The organism is Nocardioides panacis (assembly GCF_019039255.1).
Lineage (GTDB): Bacteria > Actinomycetota > Actinomycetes > Propionibacteriales > Nocardioidaceae > Nocardioides_B > Nocardioides_B panacis.
Window position 1 is genome coordinate 3,035,357 of sequence record NZ_CP077062.1, and the last position, 21,582, is coordinate 3,056,938.

General features: G+C 73.6%; 19 protein-coding genes and 1 pseudogene. 17 read left to right on the forward strand and 3 right to left on the reverse strand.

Going from position 1 to position 21,582, the window contains the following annotated elements:
- Window positions 1-208: 208 nt before the first annotated feature.
- From KRR39_RS14825 to KRR39_RS14845, 6 genes and pseudogenes are all read left to right on the forward strand, one after another.
- Window positions 209-649: a hypothetical protein gene (locus KRR39_RS14825; protein ID WP_216938018.1), complete on the forward strand. Its 441-nt coding sequence runs from the start codon at window positions 209-211 to the stop codon at window positions 647-649.
- A 100-nt stretch (window positions 650-749) separates the two neighbouring features.
- The gene (locus tag KRR39_RS14830) at window positions 750-1,892 is read left to right on the forward strand and encodes a glycosyltransferase family 4 protein (protein ID WP_216938020.1); all 1,143 of its coding nucleotides are present in this window, start codon (window positions 750-752) and stop codon (window positions 1,890-1,892) included.
- Between the two features lie 165 nt (window positions 1,893-2,057).
- Window positions 2,058-2,264 (forward strand): hypothetical protein, encoded by a 207-nt coding sequence (locus KRR39_RS14835; protein WP_216938022.1) that lies wholly within the window; start codon window positions 2,058-2,060, stop codon window positions 2,262-2,264.
- A 2-nt stretch (window positions 2,265-2,266) separates the two neighbouring features.
- Complete coding sequence (locus KRR39_RS14840) at window positions 2,267-3,082, forward strand: hypothetical protein (RefSeq protein WP_216938024.1); 816 nt, start codon at window positions 2,267-2,269, stop codon at window positions 3,080-3,082.
- A gap of 44 nt (window positions 3,083-3,126) precedes the next feature.
- Window positions 3,127-3,180, forward strand: a pseudogene (locus tag KRR39_RS24960) (hypothetical protein); the annotation flags it as partial.
- Window positions 3,181-3,253: 73 nt separating this feature from the next.
- Window positions 3,254-6,520 (forward strand): pyruvate carboxylase, encoded by a 3,267-nt coding sequence (locus tag KRR39_RS14845; RefSeq protein WP_254185162.1) that lies wholly within the window; start codon window positions 3,254-3,256, stop codon window positions 6,518-6,520.
- A gap of 115 nt (window positions 6,521-6,635) precedes the next feature.
- On the opposite strand, the gene KRR39_RS14850 is transcribed toward KRR39_RS14845, so the two are convergent.
- Window positions 6,636-7,868 carry a SpoIID/LytB domain-containing protein gene (locus KRR39_RS14850; protein ID WP_216938026.1) on the reverse strand — a complete coding sequence of 411 codons (1,233 nt, stop codon included), beginning with the start codon at window positions 7,866-7,868 and terminating at the stop codon, window positions 6,636-6,638.
- Between the two features lie 192 nt (window positions 7,869-8,060).
- Between KRR39_RS14850 and KRR39_RS14855 the strand changes: the two genes are divergently transcribed.
- A complete protein-coding gene (locus KRR39_RS14855; RefSeq protein WP_216938028.1) occupies window positions 8,061-8,930 on the forward strand; it encodes a hypothetical protein in 870 nt (289 codons plus the stop codon).
- 34 nt (window positions 8,931-8,964) lie between these two features.
- Here the strand turns inward: KRR39_RS14855 and KRR39_RS14860 are convergent, their stop codons facing one another.
- On the reverse strand, window positions 8,965-10,365 hold the full coding sequence (locus tag KRR39_RS14860; RefSeq protein ID WP_216938031.1) for an NAD(P)H-quinone dehydrogenase: 1,401 nt from the start codon (window positions 10,363-10,365) through the stop codon (window positions 8,965-8,967).
- Between the two features lie 65 nt (window positions 10,366-10,430).
- Between KRR39_RS14860 and KRR39_RS14865 the strand changes: the two genes are divergently transcribed.
- The 6 genes from KRR39_RS14865 (at window position 10,431) to KRR39_RS14890 (ending at window position 17,513) form a co-directional block, all read left to right on the forward strand.
- A complete protein-coding gene (locus tag KRR39_RS14865) occupies window positions 10,431-10,883 on the forward strand; it encodes a gamma-glutamylcyclotransferase family protein (RefSeq protein ID WP_216938033.1) in 453 nt (150 codons plus the stop codon).
- A 43-nt stretch (window positions 10,884-10,926) separates the two neighbouring features.
- Window positions 10,927-11,721, forward strand: a complete 795-nt coding sequence (locus KRR39_RS14870) for a purine-nucleoside phosphorylase (RefSeq protein ID WP_216938035.1) — start codon at window positions 10,927-10,929, stop codon at window positions 11,719-11,721.
- A 3-nt stretch (window positions 11,722-11,724) separates the two neighbouring features.
- Window positions 11,725-12,552: an NAD-dependent epimerase/dehydratase family protein gene (locus KRR39_RS14875; protein WP_216938037.1), complete on the forward strand. Its 828-nt coding sequence runs from the start codon at window positions 11,725-11,727 to the stop codon at window positions 12,550-12,552.
- A gap of 93 nt (window positions 12,553-12,645) precedes the next feature.
- Window positions 12,646-15,390, forward strand: coding sequence for a putative bifunctional diguanylate cyclase/phosphodiesterase (locus KRR39_RS14880; protein WP_216938045.1), 2,745 nt, complete (start codon window positions 12,646-12,648; stop codon window positions 15,388-15,390).
- 51 nt (window positions 15,391-15,441) lie between these two features.
- Window positions 15,442-17,121 carry a phospho-sugar mutase gene (locus KRR39_RS14885; protein ID WP_216938047.1) on the forward strand — a complete coding sequence of 560 codons (1,680 nt, stop codon included), beginning with the start codon at window positions 15,442-15,444 and terminating at the stop codon, window positions 17,119-17,121.
- A gap of 23 nt (window positions 17,122-17,144) precedes the next feature.
- Window positions 17,145-17,513 (forward strand): VOC family protein, encoded by a 369-nt coding sequence (locus tag KRR39_RS14890; RefSeq protein WP_216938062.1) that lies wholly within the window; start codon window positions 17,145-17,147, stop codon window positions 17,511-17,513.
- Window positions 17,514-17,525: 12 nt separating this feature from the next.
- On the opposite strand, the gene KRR39_RS14895 is transcribed toward KRR39_RS14890, so the two are convergent.
- Window positions 17,526-18,197 carry a hypothetical protein gene (locus tag KRR39_RS14895; RefSeq protein WP_216938064.1) on the reverse strand — a complete coding sequence of 224 codons (672 nt, stop codon included), beginning with the start codon at window positions 18,195-18,197 and terminating at the stop codon, window positions 17,526-17,528.
- 65 nt (window positions 18,198-18,262) lie between these two features.
- Here KRR39_RS14895 and deoC point away from each other — a divergent pair, with 65 nt between their 5' ends.
- The 4 genes from deoC (at window position 18,263) to KRR39_RS14910 (ending at window position 21,582) form a co-directional block, all read left to right on the forward strand.
- The gene (deoC, locus tag KRR39_RS14900) at window positions 18,263-19,264 is read left to right on the forward strand and encodes a deoxyribose-phosphate aldolase (protein WP_254185163.1); all 1,002 of its coding nucleotides are present in this window, start codon (window positions 18,263-18,265) and stop codon (window positions 19,262-19,264) included.
- Window positions 19,257-19,919 (forward strand): aldehyde dehydrogenase family protein, encoded by a 663-nt coding sequence (locus KRR39_RS24965; protein WP_254185164.1) that lies wholly within the window; start codon window positions 19,257-19,259, stop codon window positions 19,917-19,919. The genes deoC and KRR39_RS24965 overlap by 8 nt, the downstream gene beginning before the upstream one ends.
- The gene (locus KRR39_RS24970; RefSeq protein ID WP_254185165.1) at window positions 19,894-20,700 is read left to right on the forward strand and encodes an aldehyde dehydrogenase family protein; all 807 of its coding nucleotides are present in this window, start codon (window positions 19,894-19,896) and stop codon (window positions 20,698-20,700) included. The genes KRR39_RS24965 and KRR39_RS24970 overlap by 26 nt, the downstream gene beginning before the upstream one ends.
- A gap of 96 nt (window positions 20,701-20,796) precedes the next feature.
- Entirely contained in the window at window positions 20,797-21,582 is a 786-nt protein-coding gene (locus KRR39_RS14910) for an aldehyde dehydrogenase family protein (protein ID WP_254185166.1), read from the forward strand.

Sequence of the window (21,582 nt, forward strand, 5' to 3'; positions counted from 1 at the left end):
GGGTAGTCCCTACGTTCGGGACCAGGCCCGTCCCCGCCGGACGAGCGACCCCGGAGGGACACCATGAACCACTTCATCCGCAGCAACGGAAAGCTCCTCGTCGTGGCCGTCGTCTGCCTGACGGCCGGGATGGCCACCCCGGCGCTGGCCGGCGGCGTCGTGCCGTTCGCCAGGAACGCCGACAAGGTCGACGGCAAGCACGCGGTCCGTGCGGGGGGCCTCGGTCAGCGAGCGCGCCGGCAAGCTGGTCGCCACCAGCGGCACGACCGGCCGGCTGCCCGGCAACATCATCGGGAAGGTCCCGGACTCCGAGACCCTCGACGGCCTCGACTCCTCGGCCTTCCTGCGCGGCGTCTCGGTGAAGATGCGCAAGGGCGCGGACTTCAGCGTCGCCCGCAACAACTTCGCCACCGGCACGGTGGACTGCCTGCCCGGCGAGCAGGCGACCGGCGGCGGCGCCTACCCGACCAACAACGTGTTCTTCCCGCAGATCGCGGCGAGCTTCCCGGTCCCGAACGCCGCCTCCTTCGGCAGCTCGAACACCGACACCGTGGCGACCGGCTGGCGGGTGTGGGTGGCGAACACCGACCAGGGCGGGTCCACGGCGCCGACGGTCACCATGACGCCGTACGTGCTGTGCCTCCGGTAGCCCGACCCACGGGCGGCCGCGGGGTGCACATCGGGTGAACACCGCCGCCGGGGCGCCCGTCCGGCGTGCCCCGGGCCCGGCCGGCGGTGACGATGGCCGGATGGACCGACCCGTCACCTTCCTGATGCACGACGCGACCGGGCACGGCGGCGTCGCCCGGTCGGTGCTCAACCTGGCCGGGCACCTCGCCGGGCACCGGGACGTGCGCGTGGTCAGCCTGTTCCGGCGCCACGACGAGCCGGCCTACGCCCTCGACCCGCGGGTCCGGCTCGAGGTGCTGCTCGACGTACGACGCGGGCCGGGGCCGGTGGACCGGTTCCGGCAGCGCCGGCCCACGGGGCTGCGGCCGACGCCGTCGGAGCAGCACCTGACCGGGCTGACCGACCACCTGCTGCGCAAGCGCCTGGGGGCGCTCGAGCCCGGGACCGTGGTCTCGACCCGGCCCTCGCTGCACCTCGCCGCGACCCGCTGGGCCGCCCCGGGCGTCCGGGTCGTCGGCCAGGACCACAAGAACTTCCCGACCCGGTTCGCCAACCGGCGCCAGGCCGCGCTGCTCCGCGCGGCGGTGCCCCGGCTCGACGCCTACGTCGTGCTCACCCACGCCGACGCCGCGGACTACCGGCGGGAGCTGCCCGACGCGCCCGCGGTCCGGGTGATCCGCAACGCGCTGCCGTGGACCCCGGCGCGGACCCCGGCGGCGCTCGACACCAAGGTCGTCGTGGCGGCCGGCCGGCTGGCCCGGGAGAAGGGCTTCGGCCGGATGGTGGACGCCTTCGCGCCGGTGGCCCGCGCGCACCCGGACTGGCAGCTGCACATCCACGGCGAGGGCACCGAGCGCGGGCCGCTGCTGCAGAAGGTGGCGCGGCTCGGGCTCGACGAGCAGGTCCGGCTCCCGGGCTACGCCGACGACTTCCGCTCGGTGCTGGCCGGCGCCGCGGCGTACGCCCTCACCTCGCGCGCCGAGGGCTTCCCGATGGTGCTGATCGAGGCCATGAGCGCCGGGGTGCCGCTGGTCGCGATGGACTGCCCGCGCGGGCCGGGCGAGATCGTCACCGACGGCGCGAACGGCTTCCTCGTCGACGACGGCGACGTGGCCGGCTTCAGCGAGGCGCTGCGCACGCTGGTCGAGGACGACGAGCTGCGCCGGTTGTGCGGCCGGCAGGCGCACGAGGACTCCCGGGCGTACGTCGCCGACGTGGTCGTCGCGGACTGGCTGGACCTGTTCGCGCGACTCGACTCCTGACCCACACGCCGCCGCCACCCGCCGGTCACGCCGCGTTCACCGCGGGGGGTCAGCGTCGGGGCATGAGCCAGCGCGTGTACCTCCACGTCGGGGTCCCGAAGTCCGGCACCACGTTCGTGCAGGCCTCCCTCGCCGCGAACCGCAAGGGTCTGCGGGCCGCGGGGGGTGCTCTACCCCGGCGGCGAGGAGCGGATGTTCCTGGCCGCGGTGGACGTGCGCGGCTCGCACAAGGCGTGGGGCCGCAAGCGGTCCGAGGTCGCGGGCGCCTGGGACCACGTGTGCCGCAAGGCGCGCGGGCACGACGGCGTCACGGTGATCAGCCACGAGCTCCTGGGGGGGGCGCGTCCAGCCGGCAGGTCACCGAGGCGCTGACCATGCTGAAGGGCGTCGAGGTGCACCTGGTGGTCACCGCCCGCGACCCGGCCCGGCAGGCCACCGCGGAGTGGCAGGAGGGCATCAAGCACGGTCGGCGGCTGACGTTCGAGCAGTTCCGCACCCGGGTGCTGAGCAGCTCCTCGGAGACCGACTACGCCCGCCGCTACCGCGCCTCGCAGGACCTGCCCGACGTGCTCTCCCGGTGGGGAGCCACGCTGCCGGCGTCCCGCGTGCACGTGGTGTGCTGCCCGCCGCCGGACGCGGACCCGGGGCTGCTGTGGCAGCGGTTCGCCGGGGTCGTCGGCTTCGACCCCGCGGGGTTCCCGCCCGTCGGCCCGGAGAGCGCCAACCCGTCGCTGGGCACCACCGAGATCGACCTGCTGCGCCGGGTCAACGTCGCCCTCAACAAGCGGCTGGTGCAGCCGGGCTACGGGCAGGTGGTCAAGCAGCTCTACGCCCAGGAGCTGTTGGAGACGGGCCGCTCGCCGCGTCCGGTCGTGCCCCTCGCGATGCACGACGACCTGCGGGTCGTCGGCGAGCGGTGGGCCAAGGAGATCGACACGGCTGGGTACGACGTGCACGGCGACCTGGCCTCGTTGGTCCCCGTCGCCCCCGCGGAGCCCGCTCCGCACCCCGACGACGTACCGCCTCGCGACCAGGTCGACTCGGCGGTCGCGGCGACCGCGGAGCTGCTGCTCGAGGTGCAACGCGGCCGGACCGAGGTGGCGCGGCTCGAGGCGGACAACGCCCGGCTCCGCAAGAAGCGCAAGCTGCTCAAGCGGCGGCTGGGCGAGACCGCGGCCGACCCGGCGTGAGACACGACGTCCGCCGGTGACACGGGCCCACTAGCCTGCAGGGCATGTTCTCCAAGGTCCTGGTCGCCAACCGCGGCGAGATCGCCGTCCGAGCCTTCCGCGCCGCCTACGAGCTCGGGGCGCAGACCGTCGCGGTCTTCCCCCCACGAGGACCGGGGGTCCGAGCACCGGTTGAAGGCGGACGAGGCCTACGAGATCGGCGAGCGGGGCCACCCGGTGCGCGCCTACCTCGACCCGGAGGTCATCGTCGCGGCCGCCGTGAACGCCGGCGCCGACGCGGTCTACCCCGGCTACGGCTTCCTGTCCGAGAACCCCCAGCTCGCCGAGGCCTGCGCGAACGCCGGGATCACCTTCATCGGCCCGACCGCCGAGGTGCTCACCCTCACCGGCAACAAGGCCCGGGCGATCGCCGCCGCCAAGGCCGCCGGCGTGCCCACCCTCGCGTCGGTCGCCCCGGGCACCGACGCCGACGCGCTCATCGAGTCGGCGCAGGGCATGCCCTACCCGCTGTTCGTCAAGGCGGTCGCCGGCGGTGGCGGCCGCGGCATGCGCCGCGTGGACGAGGCCGGCGACCTGCGCGAGGCGATCGAGACCTGCATGCGCGAGGCCGAGGGCGCGTTCGGCGACCCGACCGTGTTCATCGAGCAGGCCGTCGTCGAGCCGCGGCACATCGAGGTGCAGATCCTCGCCGACGGCGCGGGCAACGTCATCCACCTCTTCGAGCGGGACTGCTCGGTGCAGCGCCGCCACCAGAAGGTCGTGGAGATCGCCCCGGCGCCGAACCTCGACCCGGCGATCCGCGAGAGCATGTGCGCGGACGCCGTCCGCTTCGCGACCGAGATCGGCTACCGCAACGCCGGCACCGTGGAGTTCCTGCTCGACCCGGCCGGCAACTACGTGTTCATCGAGATGAACCCGCGGATCCAGGTCGAGCACACGGTCACCGAGGAGGTCACCGACGTCGACCTCGTGCAGGCCCAGATGCGGATCGCGTCCGGCGAGACGCTAGCGGACCTGGGGCTGTCCCAGGACACGATCACCCTGCGCGGCGCCGCGCTGCAGTGCCGGATCACCACCGAGGACCCGGCCAACGGCTTCCGTCCCGACACCGGCCGGATCACCACCTACCGCTCCCCCGGCGGCGCCGGCGTGCGGCTCGACGGCGGCACCACCTACACCGGAGCCGAGGTGAGCGCGCACTTCGACTCGATGCTCGCCAAGCTCACCTGCCGCGGCCGGGACTTCCCCGCCGCCGTGGACCGGGCCCGCCGGGCCGTTGCGGAGTTCCGGATCCGGGGCGTGTCGACGAACATCCCGTTCCTGCAGGCGGTGCTCGACGACCCGGACTTCCGCTCCGGGCACATCACCACCGCGTTCATCGAGGACCACCCGCAGCTGCTGACCGCCCGCTCCTCGGCCGACCGCGGCACCCGGCTGCTGACCTACCTCGCGGACGTGACCGTCAACAAGCCGTACGGCGAGGCGCCGGTCGCCGTCGACCCGGTCAGCAAGCTGCCGCGCGTCGACCTGGCCGTGCCGGCCCCGGACGGCACCCGCCAGGCGCTGCTCGCGCTCGGCCCCGAGGGGTTCGCGCGGGCCCTGCGGGAGCAGAAGGCCGTCGCCGTCACGGACACCACGTTCCGCGACGCGCACCAGTCGCTGCTCGCGACCCGGGTCCGCACCCGCGACCTGACCGCCGTCGCCGGGCACGTCGCCCGTACGACGCCGCAGCTGTGGAGCCTGGAGGCGTGGGGCGGGGCGACGTACGACGTGGCGCTGCGGTTCCTGTCCGAGGACCCGTGGGAGCGGCTCGCCGTGCTGCGCCAGGCGGTGCCGAACATCTGCCTGCAGATGCTGCTGCGCGGGCGCAACACGGTCGGCTACACGCCGTACCCGACGGAGGTCACCGAGGCGTTCGTCCAGGAGGCCGCGCTCACCGGCATCGACGTGTTCCGGATCTTCGACGCGCTCAACGACGTCGAGCAGATGCGCCCGGCGATCGAGGCGGTGCGGGCCACCGGCACGACCGTCGCGGAGGTCGCGCTCTGCTACACCGGCGACCTGTCCAGCCCGGACGAGAAGCTCTACACGCTCGACTACTACCTGCGGCTGGCCGAGCGGATCGTCGCCGCCGGCGCGCACGTGATCGCGATCAAGGACATGGCGGGGCTGCTGCGCGCGCCGGCCGCGCGGACCCTGGTGCGGGCGCTGCGCGAGCGCTTCGACCTGCCCGTGCACCTGCACACCCACGACACCCCCGGCGGGCAGCTCGCGACCCTGGTCGCGGCGATCGAGTCCGGCGTGGACGCGGTGGACGCGGCGACCGCGTCGATGTCGGGCACCACCTCGCAGCCGGCGCTCTCGGCGCTGGTCGCGACGACCGACCACACCGCGCGGGCCACCGGCCTGGACCTCGGCGCCGTGTGCGACCTCGAGCCCTACTGGGAGGCGACCCGCCGGGTCTACGCGCCGTTCGAGTCGGGGCTGCCCTCGCCGACCGGCCGGGTCTACACCCACGAGATCCCCGGCGGGCAGCTGTCCAACCTGCGCCAGCAGGCGATCTCCCTGGGGCTCGGCGAGAAGTTCGAGCAGATCGAGGACATGTACGCCGCCGCGAACCGGATCCTCGGCAACATCGTCAAGGTCACGCCGTCCTCCAAGGTCGTCGGCGACCTCGCGCTGCACCTCGTCGCGGTGGGCGCGGACCCCGACGAGTTCGAGGCCGAGCCCGGCCGGTTCGACGTACCCGACTCCGTCATCGGCTTCCTGTCCGGCGACCTCGGCGACCCGCCCGGCGGCTGGCCCGAGCCGTTCCGGACCAAGGCGCTGGCCGGCCGCACCGTGAAGCCGGCGGTGGCCGAGCTCGACGCCGAGCAGCGAGACGGCCTCCGCCCCGGGGACAGCAGCCGCCGGCGCGGCACGCTCAACCGGCTGCTGTTCCCCGGTCCGAGCAAGGAGTTCGCCGAGTCCCGGCAGAAGTACGGCGACGTCTCGGTGCTGCCCACCGCACACTACCTCTACGGCCTCACCACCGGCGAGGAGCACCAGGTCGAGCTCTCCGAGGGCAAGCGGCTGATCTTCGGCCTGCAGGCCGTCAGCGAGCCCGACGAGCGCGGCATCCGGACGGTGATGTGCACGATCAACGGGCAGCTGCGCCCGGTCAACGTGCGCGACCGCTCGGTCTCCGCCGACGCCCCCACGGTCGAGAAGGCCGACGCCTCGAAGCCCGGCCACGTCGCCGCCCCGTTCGACGGGGTGGTGACGATCGTGGTGGCCGACGGTGACACCGTCGAGGCCGGCGCCACGGTGGCGACGATCGAGGCGATGAAGATGGAGGCCTCGATCACCGCGCCGCTCGGCGGCACCGTCGAGCGGCTGTCGTTCACCGGCACCCAGCAGGTGGAGGGCGGCGACCTGGTGCTGGTCCTGTCTCCCTGAGGGTCCCCAGCCGGCTGCCGACCCGGGCCTTGGTCCTGTCGCGGCGACCGGAGGCCCGGGTCGAGGCGACCGGAGGCCCGGGTCGAGGCGACCGGAGGGCCGGGTCGACCGGGGGTCAGGAGACGGTGAACCAGGAGGAGCGCAGGCCGAAGCGGGCCCGGAACTCGTCGCCGGAGACGGTGACGTCGGACTTGCTGCCGTCCAGGACCAGCGTCCAGACGCGGCCCCTCCACTCGCCGTTCCCGTCGCGCCGGGTGACCCGGATCCGGTTCAGCGTGCCGACCCTGGGGTACGCCCGCTCGACGGACCGCGCGCTGAGCGACAGCGTCCAGGCGTGCACCGGGTTGCCGTCGTAGTCGTCGTACGGGTCGGCGTTCGCGGCGAGGTAGGGCACGCTCCCCGCGGAGGTCCAGCCGCCGCTGCTCGAGGAGAACTGCGTGAACGCCGGCTTGCCGTCGTAGGTGAGGATCTGGCGCGCGGTGGCGGTGACGGCCGCGTTGCTGCGCGGGTCCTCGGCTCCCTGGCCGCCGTACACCTGGCAGTAGGAGGTGTCGCAGATCTGGTAGTAGCGCGTGGGGTACTGGCTGCGCGACCAGGTCGCGTAGGTGCGCGCGGCGACCGACTGCGCCTTGACCGCCTCGGGCTGCCAGGACGCGGGCATCTCGGTCGGGATCACGCCGCGCACGTAGTCGTCCATCGTCAGCACGTTCACGGTGTCGCGGGCCTTGCCGCCGGGGACGGGGGTCGCGGAGCGCAGCGAGCCGCGGTAGCTCCGCTGGCCGGACGGGGTCACGAGCGTGAGCGGGGTGGGCGCGCCGAACTGCGCGTTCCCGACCAGCGTCGGGCGACCGCCGGGCTTCCAGCGGTGCCACGTGTCGGTGAAGTAGTCCACGACGCTCTTGTTGCCCGCGCCGACGGCGATCCGCCAGCGGGTCGCGGCGGCGGGCGTCGTCAGCTGGTACGTCGCCTTGTTGCCGATGTCGTGCAGCCGCAGGCCGGGGACGGCGAGCACGACCACGTCGGAGGTGGTGTCCGCGCTGATCAGCACCCGCACCTTGCCCTCGACCTCGGACCAGGAGGTGCCCGGGTAGTAGAAGTCGATGATCTGCCGGTAGCCGAGGCCCTGCTTGGCAGCCCCCTGGGCGCCGTACTGGGACATCCCGTGGCCGTGCCCGAACCCGTGCCCGCGCAGCACGACGGTCCGCCCGGCCGGGACCGTGAAGGACTGGTCGACGTCGACCCCGGCGGACGACACGGCGGTCAGCGGGACGCTCGCCAGGGGGGTGACGACGAGGCCGGCGAGGGCCAGCGCGGCTGCGCGTCGACGATGGGGAGGACGACTGCTCATCCGGGGGTCCTCCTGCGGGCGCGAGCCAGGAAATTGGTCGGGAAGGGGCTGGTGTGACAGCAGGGTATGCCGGGAAAGGAGTGCCCCAACAGCGAATCGGCGCATCCGGCGGCGGCCTTGAGGAACTACATCGCTGTAGTTCGAAACCCTTGTGGCACAAGGGATTCCGCGCCGCCAGGTAGCCTCGCCGCTATGACCCTCCTGGTGATCCTGGTCCTTGTCGGCGCCGCGGTGCTCGTGGCACGCGCGGTGTCCCGCCGCACCGAGCAGCGGGCCCTCGAGGAGCGCCGGGTCGCCGACCTCGACGCCGTGCGCAAGGTGGCCGACGAGGACGTCACCCGGTTCGGCGAGGAGCTGCAGCGACTCGACACCGACATGCTCACCACCGAGCTCGACGAGCCGACCCGGCAGGACTACCAGCGGGCGCTGGACTCCTACGAGTCCGCCAAGGAGTCGCTCGGCCGGGTCGCCGTCAGCGAGGACGTCCGGCACGTCACCGAGGCGCTCGAGGACGGCCGGTACGCCGTCGCCTGCGTGCACGCGCGCACGTCCGGGCGGCCGCTGCCGGTGCGCCGGCCGCCGTGCTTCTTCAACCCCGCGCACGGACCGTCGACGACCGACGTCGAGTGGGCGCCGGCCGGCGGTCAGCAGCGGCAGATCCCGGTCTGCGCGGCCGACGCCGACCGGCTCGCACAGGGCGCCGAGCCGGACATCCGCACGGTGCAGCAGGGCGTCGGCCGGGTGCCGTACTGGCAGGGCGGCCCGGCCTACTCGCCGTGGGCGTCGGGCTACTTCGGCGGCTACGCGGCCTCGGGCCTGCTGCCGTCGTTCCTGCTGCTGACGATGCTCTCGCCGACCTGGGACGGCGTCGGCGGTGACGGGTTCGACACCGGCGGGGACGGCGGCGGTGACTCAGGAGATGGCGGCGACGGCGGCGACGGCGGCGCGGGTGACGCGGGTGACGGCGGCGGGTACGACGGCGGTGGGGACTCCGGCGGGGACGGTGGCGGCTGGGGCTTCGGCGACGGCGGCGGGTTCGACGGCGGCGGCTTCGACTTCTGACCGGGACCGGGACCGGCAGCAGGCGGGCCCGGGGTCAGGTCTTGAAGACGTGCAGCCGCCGGGCGGCCTCGGCGACGGAGCCGCTCATCGAGGGGTACACCGTGAACGCGTGCGCGAGCTGGTCGGCGGTGAGGTTCTGCGCGACGGCGATGGCGACCGGATGGATCAGCTCGGAGGCGCGCGGGCCGACGACCACCCCGCCGACGATGGTGCCGGTGCCGGGGCGGGCGAACAGCTTCACGAAACCGTCGCGGACCCCCTGCATCTTCGCGCGCGGGTTGCCCGACAGCGGCAGCGTGATGCACTCCGCGTCGATCTCGCCGGCGTCCACGGCGTTCTGCGACCAGCCGACGGTGGCGATCTCCGGGGCGGTGAACACGTTGGACGACACCGTCTTGAGGTCGATCGGCGCGACCGCGTCGCCGAGGAAGTGCCACATCGCGATCCGGCCCTGCATGGCGGCGACCGAGGCGAGCATCAGCACGCCGGTGCAGTCACCCGCGGCGTACACCCCGCGGGCTGCCGTCCTCGACACCCGGTCGACCGACACGAAGCCGCCCTCGTCGAGGGTCACCCCGGCCTCGGCCAGGCCCATGTCGGCGGTGTTCGGCACCGAGCCGAGCGCCAGCAGGCAGTGCGACCCCTCGACCGTGCGACCGTCCGTGAGCGTCACGGTCACGGCGTCCCCGGAGCGGGTCACCGACTGCATCCGTGACTTCGACAGCACGGTCATGCCGCGGCGGGTGAAGACGTCCTCGAGCACCTCGGCGGCGTCGGCGTCCTCCCCGGGCAGCACCCGGTCGCGGCTGGAGACGAGGGTGACCGGGACGCCGAGCGCGTTGTAGGCGCTGGCGAACTCGGCGCCGGTGACGCCCGAGCCGACGACGATCAGGTGCTCGGGGACCTCGTCGAGCTCGTAGACCTGCTCCCAGGTGAGGATCCGCTCGCCGTCGGGCTGGGCGGACCCCAGGGTGCGCGGGGAGGCGCCGGTGGCCAGCAGGATCGCGTCGGCCTCGAGCGTCTCCTCCGGGCCGCCGTCGACCGGGGTGGCGACCACCATCGGCGCCGCCTGCCCGGAGCCGGTCGACGGGTCGAGCCGTCCACGGGCCTTGAGGACCCGCACGCCCTCGCGGGTGAGCCGGCGCTCGATGTCGGCGGACTGCGCCTGCGCCAGGCGCATCACCCGGGCGTTGACGGTGCCGAGCTCGGCGACCAGGGAGCCCTCGAAGCGGATGCCGAGCTCCTTGGCCTCCTCCATGTCGGCCATCAGCTCGGCGGTCGCGATCAGCGTCTTGCTGGGCACGCAGTCGGTGAGCACGGCGGAGCCGCCGAGGCCGTCGGTGTAGACGACGGTGACGTCGGCCCCCAGCTGGGCAGCCACCAGCGCCGCTTCGTACCCGCCGGGACCGCCACCGACCACCACTACACGATTCACGGGGCCCATCCTCGCAAGCCCGAGACACATGTGGGTATCTGCCCCTGGATCGGTAGTCTGCCGCCGTGCCCCTCTACGCCGCCTTCGGGTCGAACATGGACCCCCGTCGCATGGGCGAGCGCTGCCCGCACTCCCCGCTGCAGGGGACCGGCTGGCTGGTCGGCTGGCGGCTGACGTTCGGCGGCGAGGAGCACGGCTGGGACGGCGCCCTGGCCACCATCGTCGAGGACCCGCTCGAACAGGTCTTCGTGGCGATCTACGACATCACCGGCGACGACGAGGAGCACCTGGACGCGCTGGAGAGCGCGGACACCGGGCTCTACCGCAAGACCCGCGTCCGGGTCTCGACGATGACCGGCGAGCAGCTGGTGTGGACCTACGTCCTGGACGCCTACGAGGGCGGCCTGCCCTCCGCGAGCTACCTCGGCATCCTCGCCGAGGCCGCCCAGTCCGCCGACGCCCCCGAGGACTACGTCGCCGCGCTGCGCGCCCGTCCCTGCCGCTCGATCGGCAGCTGAGCCGCGCGAGCCCCCCAGGCGGGCGCCGGATAGGGTGCGCGGCATGACGAGTCCTGCCGACCTCGCCGCCGAAGCGGCTGCCGTGCTCCGTGAGAAGACCGGCGTCGAGACCCACGACGTGGCCCTGGTGATGGGCTCCGGGTGGCTGCCCGCCGTGGACGCCCTGGGCGAGGCCACCGCCGAGCTGAGCACCACCGACCTGCCCGGGTTCGCGCCGCCCGCCGTGCAGGGGCACGCCGGCAAGATCCGGTCGGTGCGCTCGGGGGACCGCAACCTGCTGGTGTTCCTGGGCCGCACCCACTACTACGAGGGCCTCGGGGTCCGCTCGGTGGTGCACGGGGTGCGCACCGCCGCGGCCGCCGGCTGCCGGGTCGCGGTGCTCACCAACGGCTGCGGCGGCCTCAAGGAGACCTGGACGCCCGGCACCCCGGTGCTGATCAGCGACCACATCAACCTCACCGCGGCCTCCCCGATCGAGGGCGCGAACTTCGTCGACCTGACCGACCTGTACTCCCCCCGGCTGCGGGCGCTCTGCCACGAGGTCGAGCCCGGCCTCGACGAGGGCGTCTACTGCCAGTTCACCGGGCCGCACTACGAGACCCCGGCCGAGATCCGGATGGTGCGCGCGATCGGCGGCGACCTGGTCGGCATGTCCACGGTGCTCGAGGCGATCGCCGCCCGCGAGGCCGGCCTGGAGGTGCTCGGCATCTCGCTGGTCACCAACCTGGCCGCCGGGATCACCGGCGAGCCGCTGAACCACGCCGAGGTGCTCGAGGCCGGCAACGCCGCGGCCTCGCGGATGGGCCAGCTGCTCGGTGCGATCCTCCCGAGGGTCTGACGCGTGCGCGTGCTCGTCACCGGCGCCGCCGGCAGCATCGGCGCGGTGCTCTGCGCGGGGCTCGTGGACCGTGGGCACACCGTGGTGGGCCTGGACCTGATCCCGGAGCCGGGCGGCTTCCCCGGCGAGTGGGCGACCGCCGACTGCGCGGACCCGGACGCCGTCGAGGCGGTCTTCGTGGCGGCGGCGCGGACCGGCGCCCTGGAGGCGGTCGTGCACCTCGCCGGCATGCCCACCGAGGCCTCCCTGCCCGAGGAGCTCACCTCGCACGTGGTGACCACCGGCGCCCTGCTCGACGCGATGGTGCGGCACGGCGTCACCCGGATCGTCTACGCCAGCAGCAACCACGCCGTGGGCCGCACCCCGCGCGGTGACGACCTGCTCGAGGTCGACGTACGCCCGCGGCCGGACACCTTCTACGGCGTGGCCAAGGTGGCCGCCGAGGCCCTGCTGTCGCTGTACGCCGACCGCTACGGCCTCGACGCGGTCGCCACCCGGATCGGCAGCTTCCTGGCCGCGCCGGAGAGCGTGCGCCACCTGTCGACCTGGCTGTCGCACGACGACGCGGTGCGGATGTTCGAGGCCGCGCTGACCACCCCCGACCCGGGCTTCGCGGTGCTCTACGGGATCTCCGCGAACACCCGCGCCTGGTGGGACCTGGACGCCGGCCGCGCGCTCGGCTACCACCCCCAGGACGACGCCGAGCGGTACGTCGACCAGGTGACCCGGGACCCGGGGCGCGACGACGTCGAGGGTGCGCACGTCGGCGGCTCCTACCTCTCCGAGACGCTGCACCGCCCCGCGCTGGACGGACCCACCCGTCCGGGCTAGTCCCTTCGGACACTTCCCCCCGCAAACCCCGCGGGTCCGCCCTCCGCCAGCCGAAACTGTGGACGACAGTTCGGGCCGACGGGGAGGGCACCGGTGACTTCCATCGAGCACGTCGTCCGGCCCGAGCCGGCACCGGCGCACCTCGCGCGCACCCCCGGCCGGTCGGAGCGGCGGTACCGCGCCGCGGTCGCGCTCGCCCTGGGGAGCGTGCTGCTCTTCGGGCTGTGGCTCGGCGCCGGGGTGGGCGGCGCGGCCACCCGCCGGCTGGTCAGCGACCTGGTCTTCGTGGTCGCCCCGACCGTGGCCGCGCTGAGCTGCCGGCACGCCCACCGGGTGCGGCACGGCCGGCACACGGGCTGGGCCTGGCTGGCGGCCGGTTGCCTGACCTGGGCCGCGGGGTCGCTGGTGTGGACCGTCTCCGGGACCGTGCTGGACGCGCCCTCACCGTTCCCGTCGCTCGCCGACGTCGGCTACATCGGCTACGCGGTCCCGATCGCGATCGGCATCGCGCAGTTCCCGCGCTCGGCCGGCAACCTGTGGTCCCGGCGCCGGGTCTACCTCGACTCCGTCGTGGTGGCGGGCGCGCTGCTGCTGGTCAGCGCCCTGTGGGTGCTGGGCCCCGTCGTGCACGCCACCAGCGAGCCGCTGGTCCGGTTGGACGCCCTCGCCTACCCGCTCGCCGACGTGCTCGTCGCGTCCTTCGTGCTGGTCCGCTGCATGGTGCTGCCGCAGGCCCGGCTGCGCGTGTGGGTCCCGCTGTGCGTGGGACTGCTGGTGCTCGCGGTCACCGACAGCCGCTACGTCACGCAGACCTTCACCGGCACCTTCCGCTCCGGCGGGATGACCGACCTCGGCTGGCTGCTCAGCTTCCTGCTGGTGGCGCTGGCCGCCCAGGTCCCGGCCGGCGACTCCGACCTGCCGGTCCAGGACGACCTCGGCCGGCCGCCGTCGCTGGCCCAGGAGCTGCTGCCCTACGCCGCCCTCGCGCTGGCCGCCTGGGCCTACCTCACCACGCCGGCCGCCGTCGCCCACCCGGGCCGGTACCTCTGGCTGACCGGGCCGCTGGCACTCGCCGTCGCCGTCCGGCAGCTGCTCGTGGTCGCCGACCACCTGCGGCTCGGCCACGACCTGGGCGCGGCCGTGGAGCGTCGTACGTCGCAGCTGCTGCACCGCGACCAGTGGTGGAAGGACCTGGTGGCCAACCTGTCCGACGTCGTGATCGTCGTCGGCGTCGACGGGGCGGTCGGCTACGTCAGCCCGTCGGCGCACACCGCGCTGAGCCACTGGCAGCGGCTCGCGGACGCCACCGACCTGCAGGCCCAGGTGCACCCCGAGGACAAGCGCGGCACGTTCGACACGATCCGGCCGGTGCTCGAGGGCGAGCACCGCTTCGGCTTCGTGGAGTGCCGGCTGCGCCGCGCGGACGGCAGCTGGGGCTGGTTCGAGGTGACCGCCGTCGGGCAGCTCGACGGACGCGCGCTCCGCGGCGCGGTGCTGACCCTGCACGACGTCAGCGACAGCCACCACCTCACCGACCGGCTGACCCACCAGGCCTACCACGACGCGCTGACCGGGCTCCCGAACCGGGCGCTGCTGATGGAGCGGCTCGACGCGGCGCTGGCCCACGACGACGGGACCGGGTTCGCGCTGCTGCTGATGGACCTCGACGACTTCAAGGTGATCAACGACCGGCACGGGCACGCCTCGGGCGACGCGGTGCTGGAGGTGATCGGCGCCCGCCTGGTGGCGACCGTGCGGGCCGGCGACACCGTGGCCCGGCTCGGCGGTGACGAGTTCGCGCTGCTGCTGTCCGGGTCGCGGGGGTCCGTGCGCCGGACCGCCGAGCGGCTCGTCGAGCAGGTCGTCGCGCCGATCGAGGTCGGCGGTCGCCGGTTCCTGGTGCGCGCCAGCATCGGCGTGGTCTTCCCGGCCCCCGGCGACGTGGAGACGCCGCACTCGCTGCTCTCGCACGCCGACATCGCGCTCTACGAGGCCAAGGCCCGCGACAAGGGCGGGATCGTGGTGATCGACGGCCCGGAGCGCGAGGCCGCCGCCAAGCAGGTCTTCCTCCGCGAGCAGATCGCCCAGCCGGTGCTCGAGGAGTTCTCCGTCGTCTACCAGCCGATCGTCGACCTCGGCAGCGGCGTGGTCCGCGGCGTCGAGGCGCTGCTGCGCTGGCAGCACCCCGAGCTCGGCGCGGTCTCCCCCGCCGACTTCATCCCGATGTCGGAGTACGGCGGCTCGATCCGGGTGCTCGGCTGGCACGTGATGACCGAGGCCTGCACGCAGCTCGGCCGGTGGCGCCGGGAGCTGCCCGACCACCGGCTCGCCGTCGGCATCAACGTGTCCATCCGGCAGCTCGACGAGCCGCGGTTCGCCGAGCGGGTGCTGGCCCTGGTCGCGGCCCACGGGATCGAGCCGGACCAGATCGTCCTGGAGCTCACCGAGCAGGCGCTGGCCGTCGACTTCGAGACCGCCGTGACGGTGGTGGCAGACCTGCGGGCCGGCGGGGTCTCGGTGGCCGTCGACGACTACGGCACCGGCTACTCCTCGCTGCGCTACCTGCACCGCTTCGCCGCGGACGTGGTGAAGATCGACCGGTCCTTCGTGGCGCAGCTCGAGGGCAGCGCGCACACCGAGAAGATCGTCCGCTCGGTCGTGCACATGGCCGAGGGCCTCGACCTCCAGTCCATCGCCGAGGGCATCGAGACCGTCGCCCAGCTCGAGCTGCTGCGCGACCTCGGCTGCGAGCTCGGCCAGGGCTTCCTGTTCTCCCGGCCGGTCCCGCCCGGCGAGATCACCGCGCTGCTGCGGGACGGGCACCCGCTGTCGGTGTGACCCCACCCGGCGCGGGGGCGGCCACTAGTGTTCCGCCCATGAGCGAGACCCGTGACCCCCCAGGAGCTGCTCGGACGTGCCCGCGCCTGGGCCGCCGAGGACCCCGACCCGCAGACCCGCGCCGAGCTGGAGGACCTCCTCGGCCAGGCGTCCGCCGAGACCTGGGCGGACACCACGACCGGGTCCGGTGCGGCCGCGGAGCTCGCCGACGCGTTCGACGGGCGGCTCGAGTTCGGCACCGCCGGCCTGCGCGGGAAGCTCGGCGCCGGCCCCAACCGGATGAACCGGGTCGTGGTCATCCGGGCCGCGGCCGGCCTCGCGGCGTACCTCCTGAAGCAGGGGCACGCCGGCGGCACCGTCGTGGTCGGGTACGACGCCCGGCACAACTCGGCGGTCTTCGCCGAGGACACCGCCGCGGTGATGGTCGGCGCCGGCCTGGACGCCGTGCTGCTCCCCCGCCCGCTGCCCACCCCGGTGCTGGCCTACGCGATCCGGTCGCTCGGCTGCGTCGCCGGTGTGATGGTGACCGCGTCGCACAACCCGCCCGAGGACAACGGCTACAAGGTCTACCTCGGCGACGGCAGCCAGATCGTGCCGCCCGCGGACGCGGAGATCTCCGCCGCGATCGACGCGGTCGGTCCCCTCGACACCGTACGACGGGCCGACGGCTGGACCCGGCTCGGCGAGGACGTCGTCGACTCCTACCTCTCCGACGTCGTCGCCCTCGTCGACCCGGACGGTCCGCGGGACCTCACGGTCGTCTACACGCCGCTGCACGGGGTCGGCGGCGAGACCGTGGCGCGGGTGATGGAGCGGGCCGGGTTCGCGGCACCGCACGTCGCGACAGCCCAGGCCGAGCCGGACCCGGACTTCCCCACCGTGGCGTTCCCCAACCCCGAGGAGCCGGGCGCCATGGACCTCGCGATGGCGCTCGCCGCCGAGGTCGGCGCGGACGTCGTCGTCGCCAACGACCCGGACGCGGACCGGTGCGCGGTGGCGGTGCCGGACGCGCACGGCTGGCGGATGCTGCGCGGCGACGAGGTCGGAGCCCTGCTCGGCGACTTCCTGCTCCGCTCGGGGGCCGAGGGCGTCTACGCCAACTCGATCGTGTCCTCCACGCTGCTCGGCACGCTCGCGGCGGCCGCCGGACAGCCGCACCGCGAGACGCTCACCGGCTTCAAGTGGATCGGCCGCGTCGAGGGCCTCGCGTTCGGCTACGAGGAGGCGCTCGGCTACTGCGTGGCGCCCGGCCTGGTCCGCGACAAGGACGGCGTGTCCGCGCTGCTCCTGGTCCTCGAGCTCGCCGCCCGGCTCAGGAGCGAGGGCCGCACGCTGACCGACCGGCTCGACGACCTGGCCCGCGAGCACGGGCTGCACGCCACCGACCAGCTCTCGGTGCGGGTCACCGACCTCAGCCTGATCGCCGCCGCGATGGACCGGCTGCGCACCGCTCCCCCGGCCACGCTCGGCGGCCTGGCCGTCGAGTCCGTCGACGACCTCGCCGAGGGCGGCGCGGACCTGCCCCCGACCGAGGGTCTGCGCTTCCGGCTGGCCGACCGGGCCCGGGTGATCGTGCGCCCGTCGGGCACCGAGCCCAAGATCAAGTGCTACCTCGAGGTCGTGGTGCCCGTGGAACCCGGCGAGCCGGGCGGCGTGGACGCGGCCCGGATCTCCGCGGCCGGGCGCCTCGACGCGATCCGGGGCGACCTCGCGGCCGCCGCCGGCCTCTGACCCCGATGATGCAAGGAGCACCCATGGACATGCGACTCGAGCTGGTCCCGTTGCGCTCGACCGACGTGGACCGGAGCCTGGCGTTCTACGTCGACCAGGTGGGCTTCGGCCTCGACCACGACGTGCAGCCCGGCAACGGCATGCGGATCGTCCAGCTGACCCCGCCGGGGTCGGCCTGCTCGGTGGTGGTCGGCGTCGGGATCGGTGACCCCGACGCGGCACCCGTGCAGGGTCTGCACCTGGTGGTGGACGACCTCGACGCCGTGCGCGCGTCGCTGGTCGGCACCGGGGTGGCCGTGTCCGAGGTCAGCGACATGGGCGGCGGGGTGCGCTACGCCTACTTCAGCGACCCCGACGGCAACTCGTGGGCGCTGCAGCAGATCTCCCGCTGAGCGGCAGGGCGGCTAGACCCACAGGCTGACCACGAACGCCAGCGCGGTCACGGCCAGCGCCACGATCTCCGGCACGGCGCACGGCTGGCGGACGTGCAGCCCCTCGGTGCTGCCGCCGCGTCGGGCCAGCTCGCGCTTGGCCTGGTCGACGAGCTCCTCGATCCGGGTGACCACGAACGTGTGGTAGCTCATCGCCGTCTGGTCCGGGGCGGCCATCTCGGCCTTGTCGGAGAACTCGCGGCTGCGGCTCTTGCCGGCCAACGACCCCTGGCGTGCGGCCTTGCCGCGCTGGCGCATGTCGGAGACCAGCGACCGGCCGATCCCGATGCAGACGTACCGGCGCTCCCCCACCCAGACGTTGAGTGTCTGGCCCATCGTCACCTCGTCGATGAGCACGTAGGGCAGCAGGGTGTCCCGCACGGAGCCCTGCAGCTTCAGCCGAGCGGTGTACGCCGTGACGCGCGGCCGCAGCTGCGAGACCCAGACCAGCACGCCCGCGAAGGCGGCGGCCAGCGCGATCCGGAGCCCGACGAGCGTGTGCACGCCGATCACCACGTAGCCGACCGCGAGGACCGCCAGCACCACACCGGCCCAGCCCACGAACATCCCGGTGGTGGGCTTGAACCGCTCGAGCACGCGCTCGGCACCGGGCTCGTCCGCGGGGGTCTGCGCTGAGGGGGCCATGGCCCGATTCTGCACCGGCGCGGGCGGTTCTCCGCAACCGGAGGCCCGGTCCTAGGATGGGCGCCGTGACACAGACCCTGAGCTCGACGGCGAGCTCGACGCCCGACGGCGCGCTGCCCGGCCACCTGGCCGAGGCGACCTCGTCCGACGCGTCCCTCCGCCGGTTCCTGCACGGGCTGCCGGGGGTGGACCAGGTCGGCGCCGAGGCGCGGGCCGCGTCGCTCGGCACCCGGTCGATCAAGACCACCGCCAAGGCCTTCGCCCTCGACCTCGCGGTCCGGATGGTCGACCTCACCACGCTGGAGGGGTCCGACACCCCCGGCAAGGTGCGGGCCCTGTGCTCCAAGGCGATGCGGCCCGACCCGGCGGACCCCTCGTGCCCCGCCGCGGCAGCGGTCTGCGTCTACCCCGACATGGTCGCGACCGCCAAGCAGGCGCTCGCCGGCAGCGGGGTGCGCATCGCCTCGGTCGCCACCGCGTTCCCGTCGGGCCGTGCGGCGCGGGACATCAAGCTGGCCGACACGCGTGACGCGGTCGAGGCCGGCGCCGACGAGATCGACATGGTGATCGACCGCGGCGCGTTCCTCTCCGGCCGCTACCTCGACGTGTTCGAGGAGATCGTGGCGGTGCGGGAGGCGTGCGGGGACGCGCACCTCAAGGTGATCTTCGAGACCGGCGAGCTGCAGACCTACGACAACGTCCGCCGGGTCTCCTGGCTCGCGATGATGGCAGGGGCGCACTTCATCAAGACCTCCACCGGCAAGATCCAGCCGGCCGCCACCCTGCCGGTGACGATGGTGATGCTGGAGGCGGTCCGCGACTACCGCGCGGCGACCGGCCAGATGGTCGGCGTGGAAGCCCGCCGGCGGCATCCGCACCGCCAAGGACGCGATCAAGTACCTCGTGATGGTCAACGAGGTGGCCGGCCAGGACTGGCTGGACCCGGACTGGTTCCGCTTCGGCGCCTCCACGCTCCTCAACGACCTGCTCATGCAGCGCACCAAGATGACCACCGGCCGCTACTCCGGTCCCGACTACTTCACGCTGGACTGATCCCCTGTGACTGAGCAGAACCTGTTCGAGTACGCGCCGGCCCTCGAGTCGCGCTCGATCGTCGACATCCGCTCCTCCTACGGCCTGTTCGTGAACGGCGAGTTCGTCGACGCGACCGGCGGCGGGTCGTTCAAGACGATCAGCCCGTCCACCGAGGAGGTCCTCGCCGAGGTCGCCGAGGCGTCGGAGGCCGACGTCGACCTGGCCGTCCGGGCCGCCCGGCGCGCGTACACCCGGGTCTGGTCACGGATGTCGGGCCGCGAGCGCTCGAAGTACCTCTTCCGGATCGCCCGGCTGCTGCAGGAGCGCAGCCGTGAGTTCGCGGTGCTGGAGACGATCGACAACGGCAAGCCGATCAAGGAGTCCCGCGACGTCGACGTCCCGACGGCCGCGGCGCACTTCTTCTACTACGCCGGCTGGGCCGACAAGCTCGGGCACGCCGGCTTCGGCGCGGACCCGCAGCCGCTCGGCGTCGCCGGCCAGGTGATCCCCTGGAACTTCCCGCTGCTGATGCTGGCCTGGAAGATCGCCCCGGCGCTGGCCGCCGGCAACACCGTGGTGCTCAAGCCGGCCGAGACGACCCCCCTGACCGCGCTGCTGTTCGCGGAGGTCTGCCAGCAGGCGGACCTCCCCCCCGGGAGTGGTGAACATCCTCACCGGAGCCGGTGACACCGGCCGGGCGATCGTGGCCCACCCCGACGTCGACAAGGTCGCGTTCACCGGCTCCACCGAGGTGGGCCGGATGATCGCCAAGACGGTCGCCGGCACCGACAAGCGGGTCACCCTCGAGCTGGGCGGCAAGGCCGCGAACATCGTGTTCGACGACGCCCCGGTCGACCAGGCCGTCGAGGGCATCGTCAACGGCATCTTCTTCAACCAGGGCCACGTCTGCTGCGCCGGCTCGCGGCTGCTCGTCCAGGAGTCCGTCGCCGAGGAGGTCCTCGAGCGGCTGAAGCGCCGGATGGCCACCCTGCGCTTGGGCGACCCGCTGGACAAGAACACCGACGTCGGTGCCATCAACTCCGCCGAGCAGCTCGCCAAGATCCGGGAGCTCTCGGACGTCGGCGACGCCGAGGGCGCCGAGCGCTGGTCCCCCGCCTGCGACCTGCCCGCCAAGGGCTTCTGGTTCCCGCCGACGGTGTTCACCGGCGTCTCCCAGGCGCACCGCATCGCCCGCGAGGAGATCTTCGGGCCGGTGCTGTCGGTGCTGACCTTCCGCACCCCGGCCGAGGCCGTGGAGAAGGCGAACAACACGCCGTTCGGCCTGTCCGCCGGCATCTGGACCGACAAGGGCTCGCGGATCCTCTGGGTCGCCGACCAGCTGCGCGCCGGCGTGGTCTGGGCCAACACGTTCAACAAGTTCGACCCGACCAGCCCGTTCGGCGGGTACAAGGAGTCCGGGTACGGCCGCGAGGGCGGTCGCCACGGGCTGGAGGGATACCTGCGATGAGCCCGACCCCCGACACACGGATCGACGTGAAGAAGACCTACAAGCTCTACGTCGGCGGCGCGTTCCCCCCGCTCGGAGTCCGGCCGCACCTACCTCGTGCACGACCACAAGGGCCGGTTCCTCGCGAACGCGTCGGCAGCCTCCCGCAAGGACGCCCGGGACGCGGTGCAGGCCGCCCGGAAGGCCTTCGGCGGCTGGTCCGCCCGCACGGCGTACAACCGGGGCCAGGTCGTCTACCGGATCGCGGAGGTGCTCGAGGGTCGTCGCGTCCAGTTCGTCGACGAGGTGCAGCGCTCCGAGGGGCTGACCAAGCGGCAGGCCGAGGCGGTCGTGGACGCGTCGGTGGACCGGCTGGTCTGGTACGCCGGCTGGGCCGACAAGATCGCGCAGGTCGTCGGCGGCACCAACCCGGTGGCGGCGCCGTTCTTCAACTTCTCGCTGCCCGAGCCCACCGGCGTGGTCGGCGTCCTCGCCCCGCAGCAGTCCTCGCTGCTCGGCCTGGTCAGCGTGGTCGCGCCGGTCGTCGTCACCGGCAACACCTGCGTGGTCGCCTCGTCCCACGAGCGGCCGCTGCCGGCGATCACGTTCTCGGAGGTGCTGGCCACCTCCGACGTGCCCGGCGGCGTGGTCAACGTGCTCACCGGTGCGCTCGCGGACACCGCCCCCACGCTCGCCTCGCACATGGACGTCAACGCCGTCGACCTCACCGGGGTGTCCGGCGACGCCGAGACCGCCCGCGAGCTCGAGGTCGCCGCGGCCGAGAACCTCAAGCGGGTCGTCCGGGCCCGGGCCGCCGAGCCGGACTGGACGCTCGAGCCGGGCATCGACACGATGACCGCGTTCCTCGAGACCAAGACGGTCTGGCACCCGGTCGGCATCTGA

Bases quoted from the DNA above. Each gene is read 5' to 3' on its own strand.
- KRR39_RS14830 (WP_216938020.1), top strand. From the start codon at position 750: ATGGACCGACCCGTCACCTTCCTGATGCACGACGCGACCGGGCACGGC.
- KRR39_RS14840 (WP_216938024.1), top strand. From the start codon at position 2,267: ATGCTGAAGGGCGTCGAGGTGCACCTGGTGGTCACCGCCCGCGACCCG.
- KRR39_RS14850 (WP_216938026.1), bottom strand. From the start codon at position 7,868: ATGAGCAGTCGTCCTCCCCATCGTCGACGCGCAGCCGCGCTGGCCCTC.
- KRR39_RS14855 (WP_216938028.1), top strand. From the start codon at position 8,061: ATGACCCTCCTGGTGATCCTGGTCCTTGTCGGCGCCGCGGTGCTCGTG.
- KRR39_RS14870 (WP_216938035.1), top strand. From the start codon at position 10,927: ATGACGAGTCCTGCCGACCTCGCCGCCGAAGCGGCTGCCGTGCTCCGT.
- KRR39_RS14890 (WP_216938062.1), top strand. From the start codon at position 17,145: ATGGACATGCGACTCGAGCTGGTCCCGTTGCGCTCGACCGACGTGGAC.
- KRR39_RS14895 (WP_216938064.1), bottom strand. From the start codon at position 18,197: ATGGCCCCCTCAGCGCAGACCCCCGCGGACGAGCCCGGTGCCGAGCGC.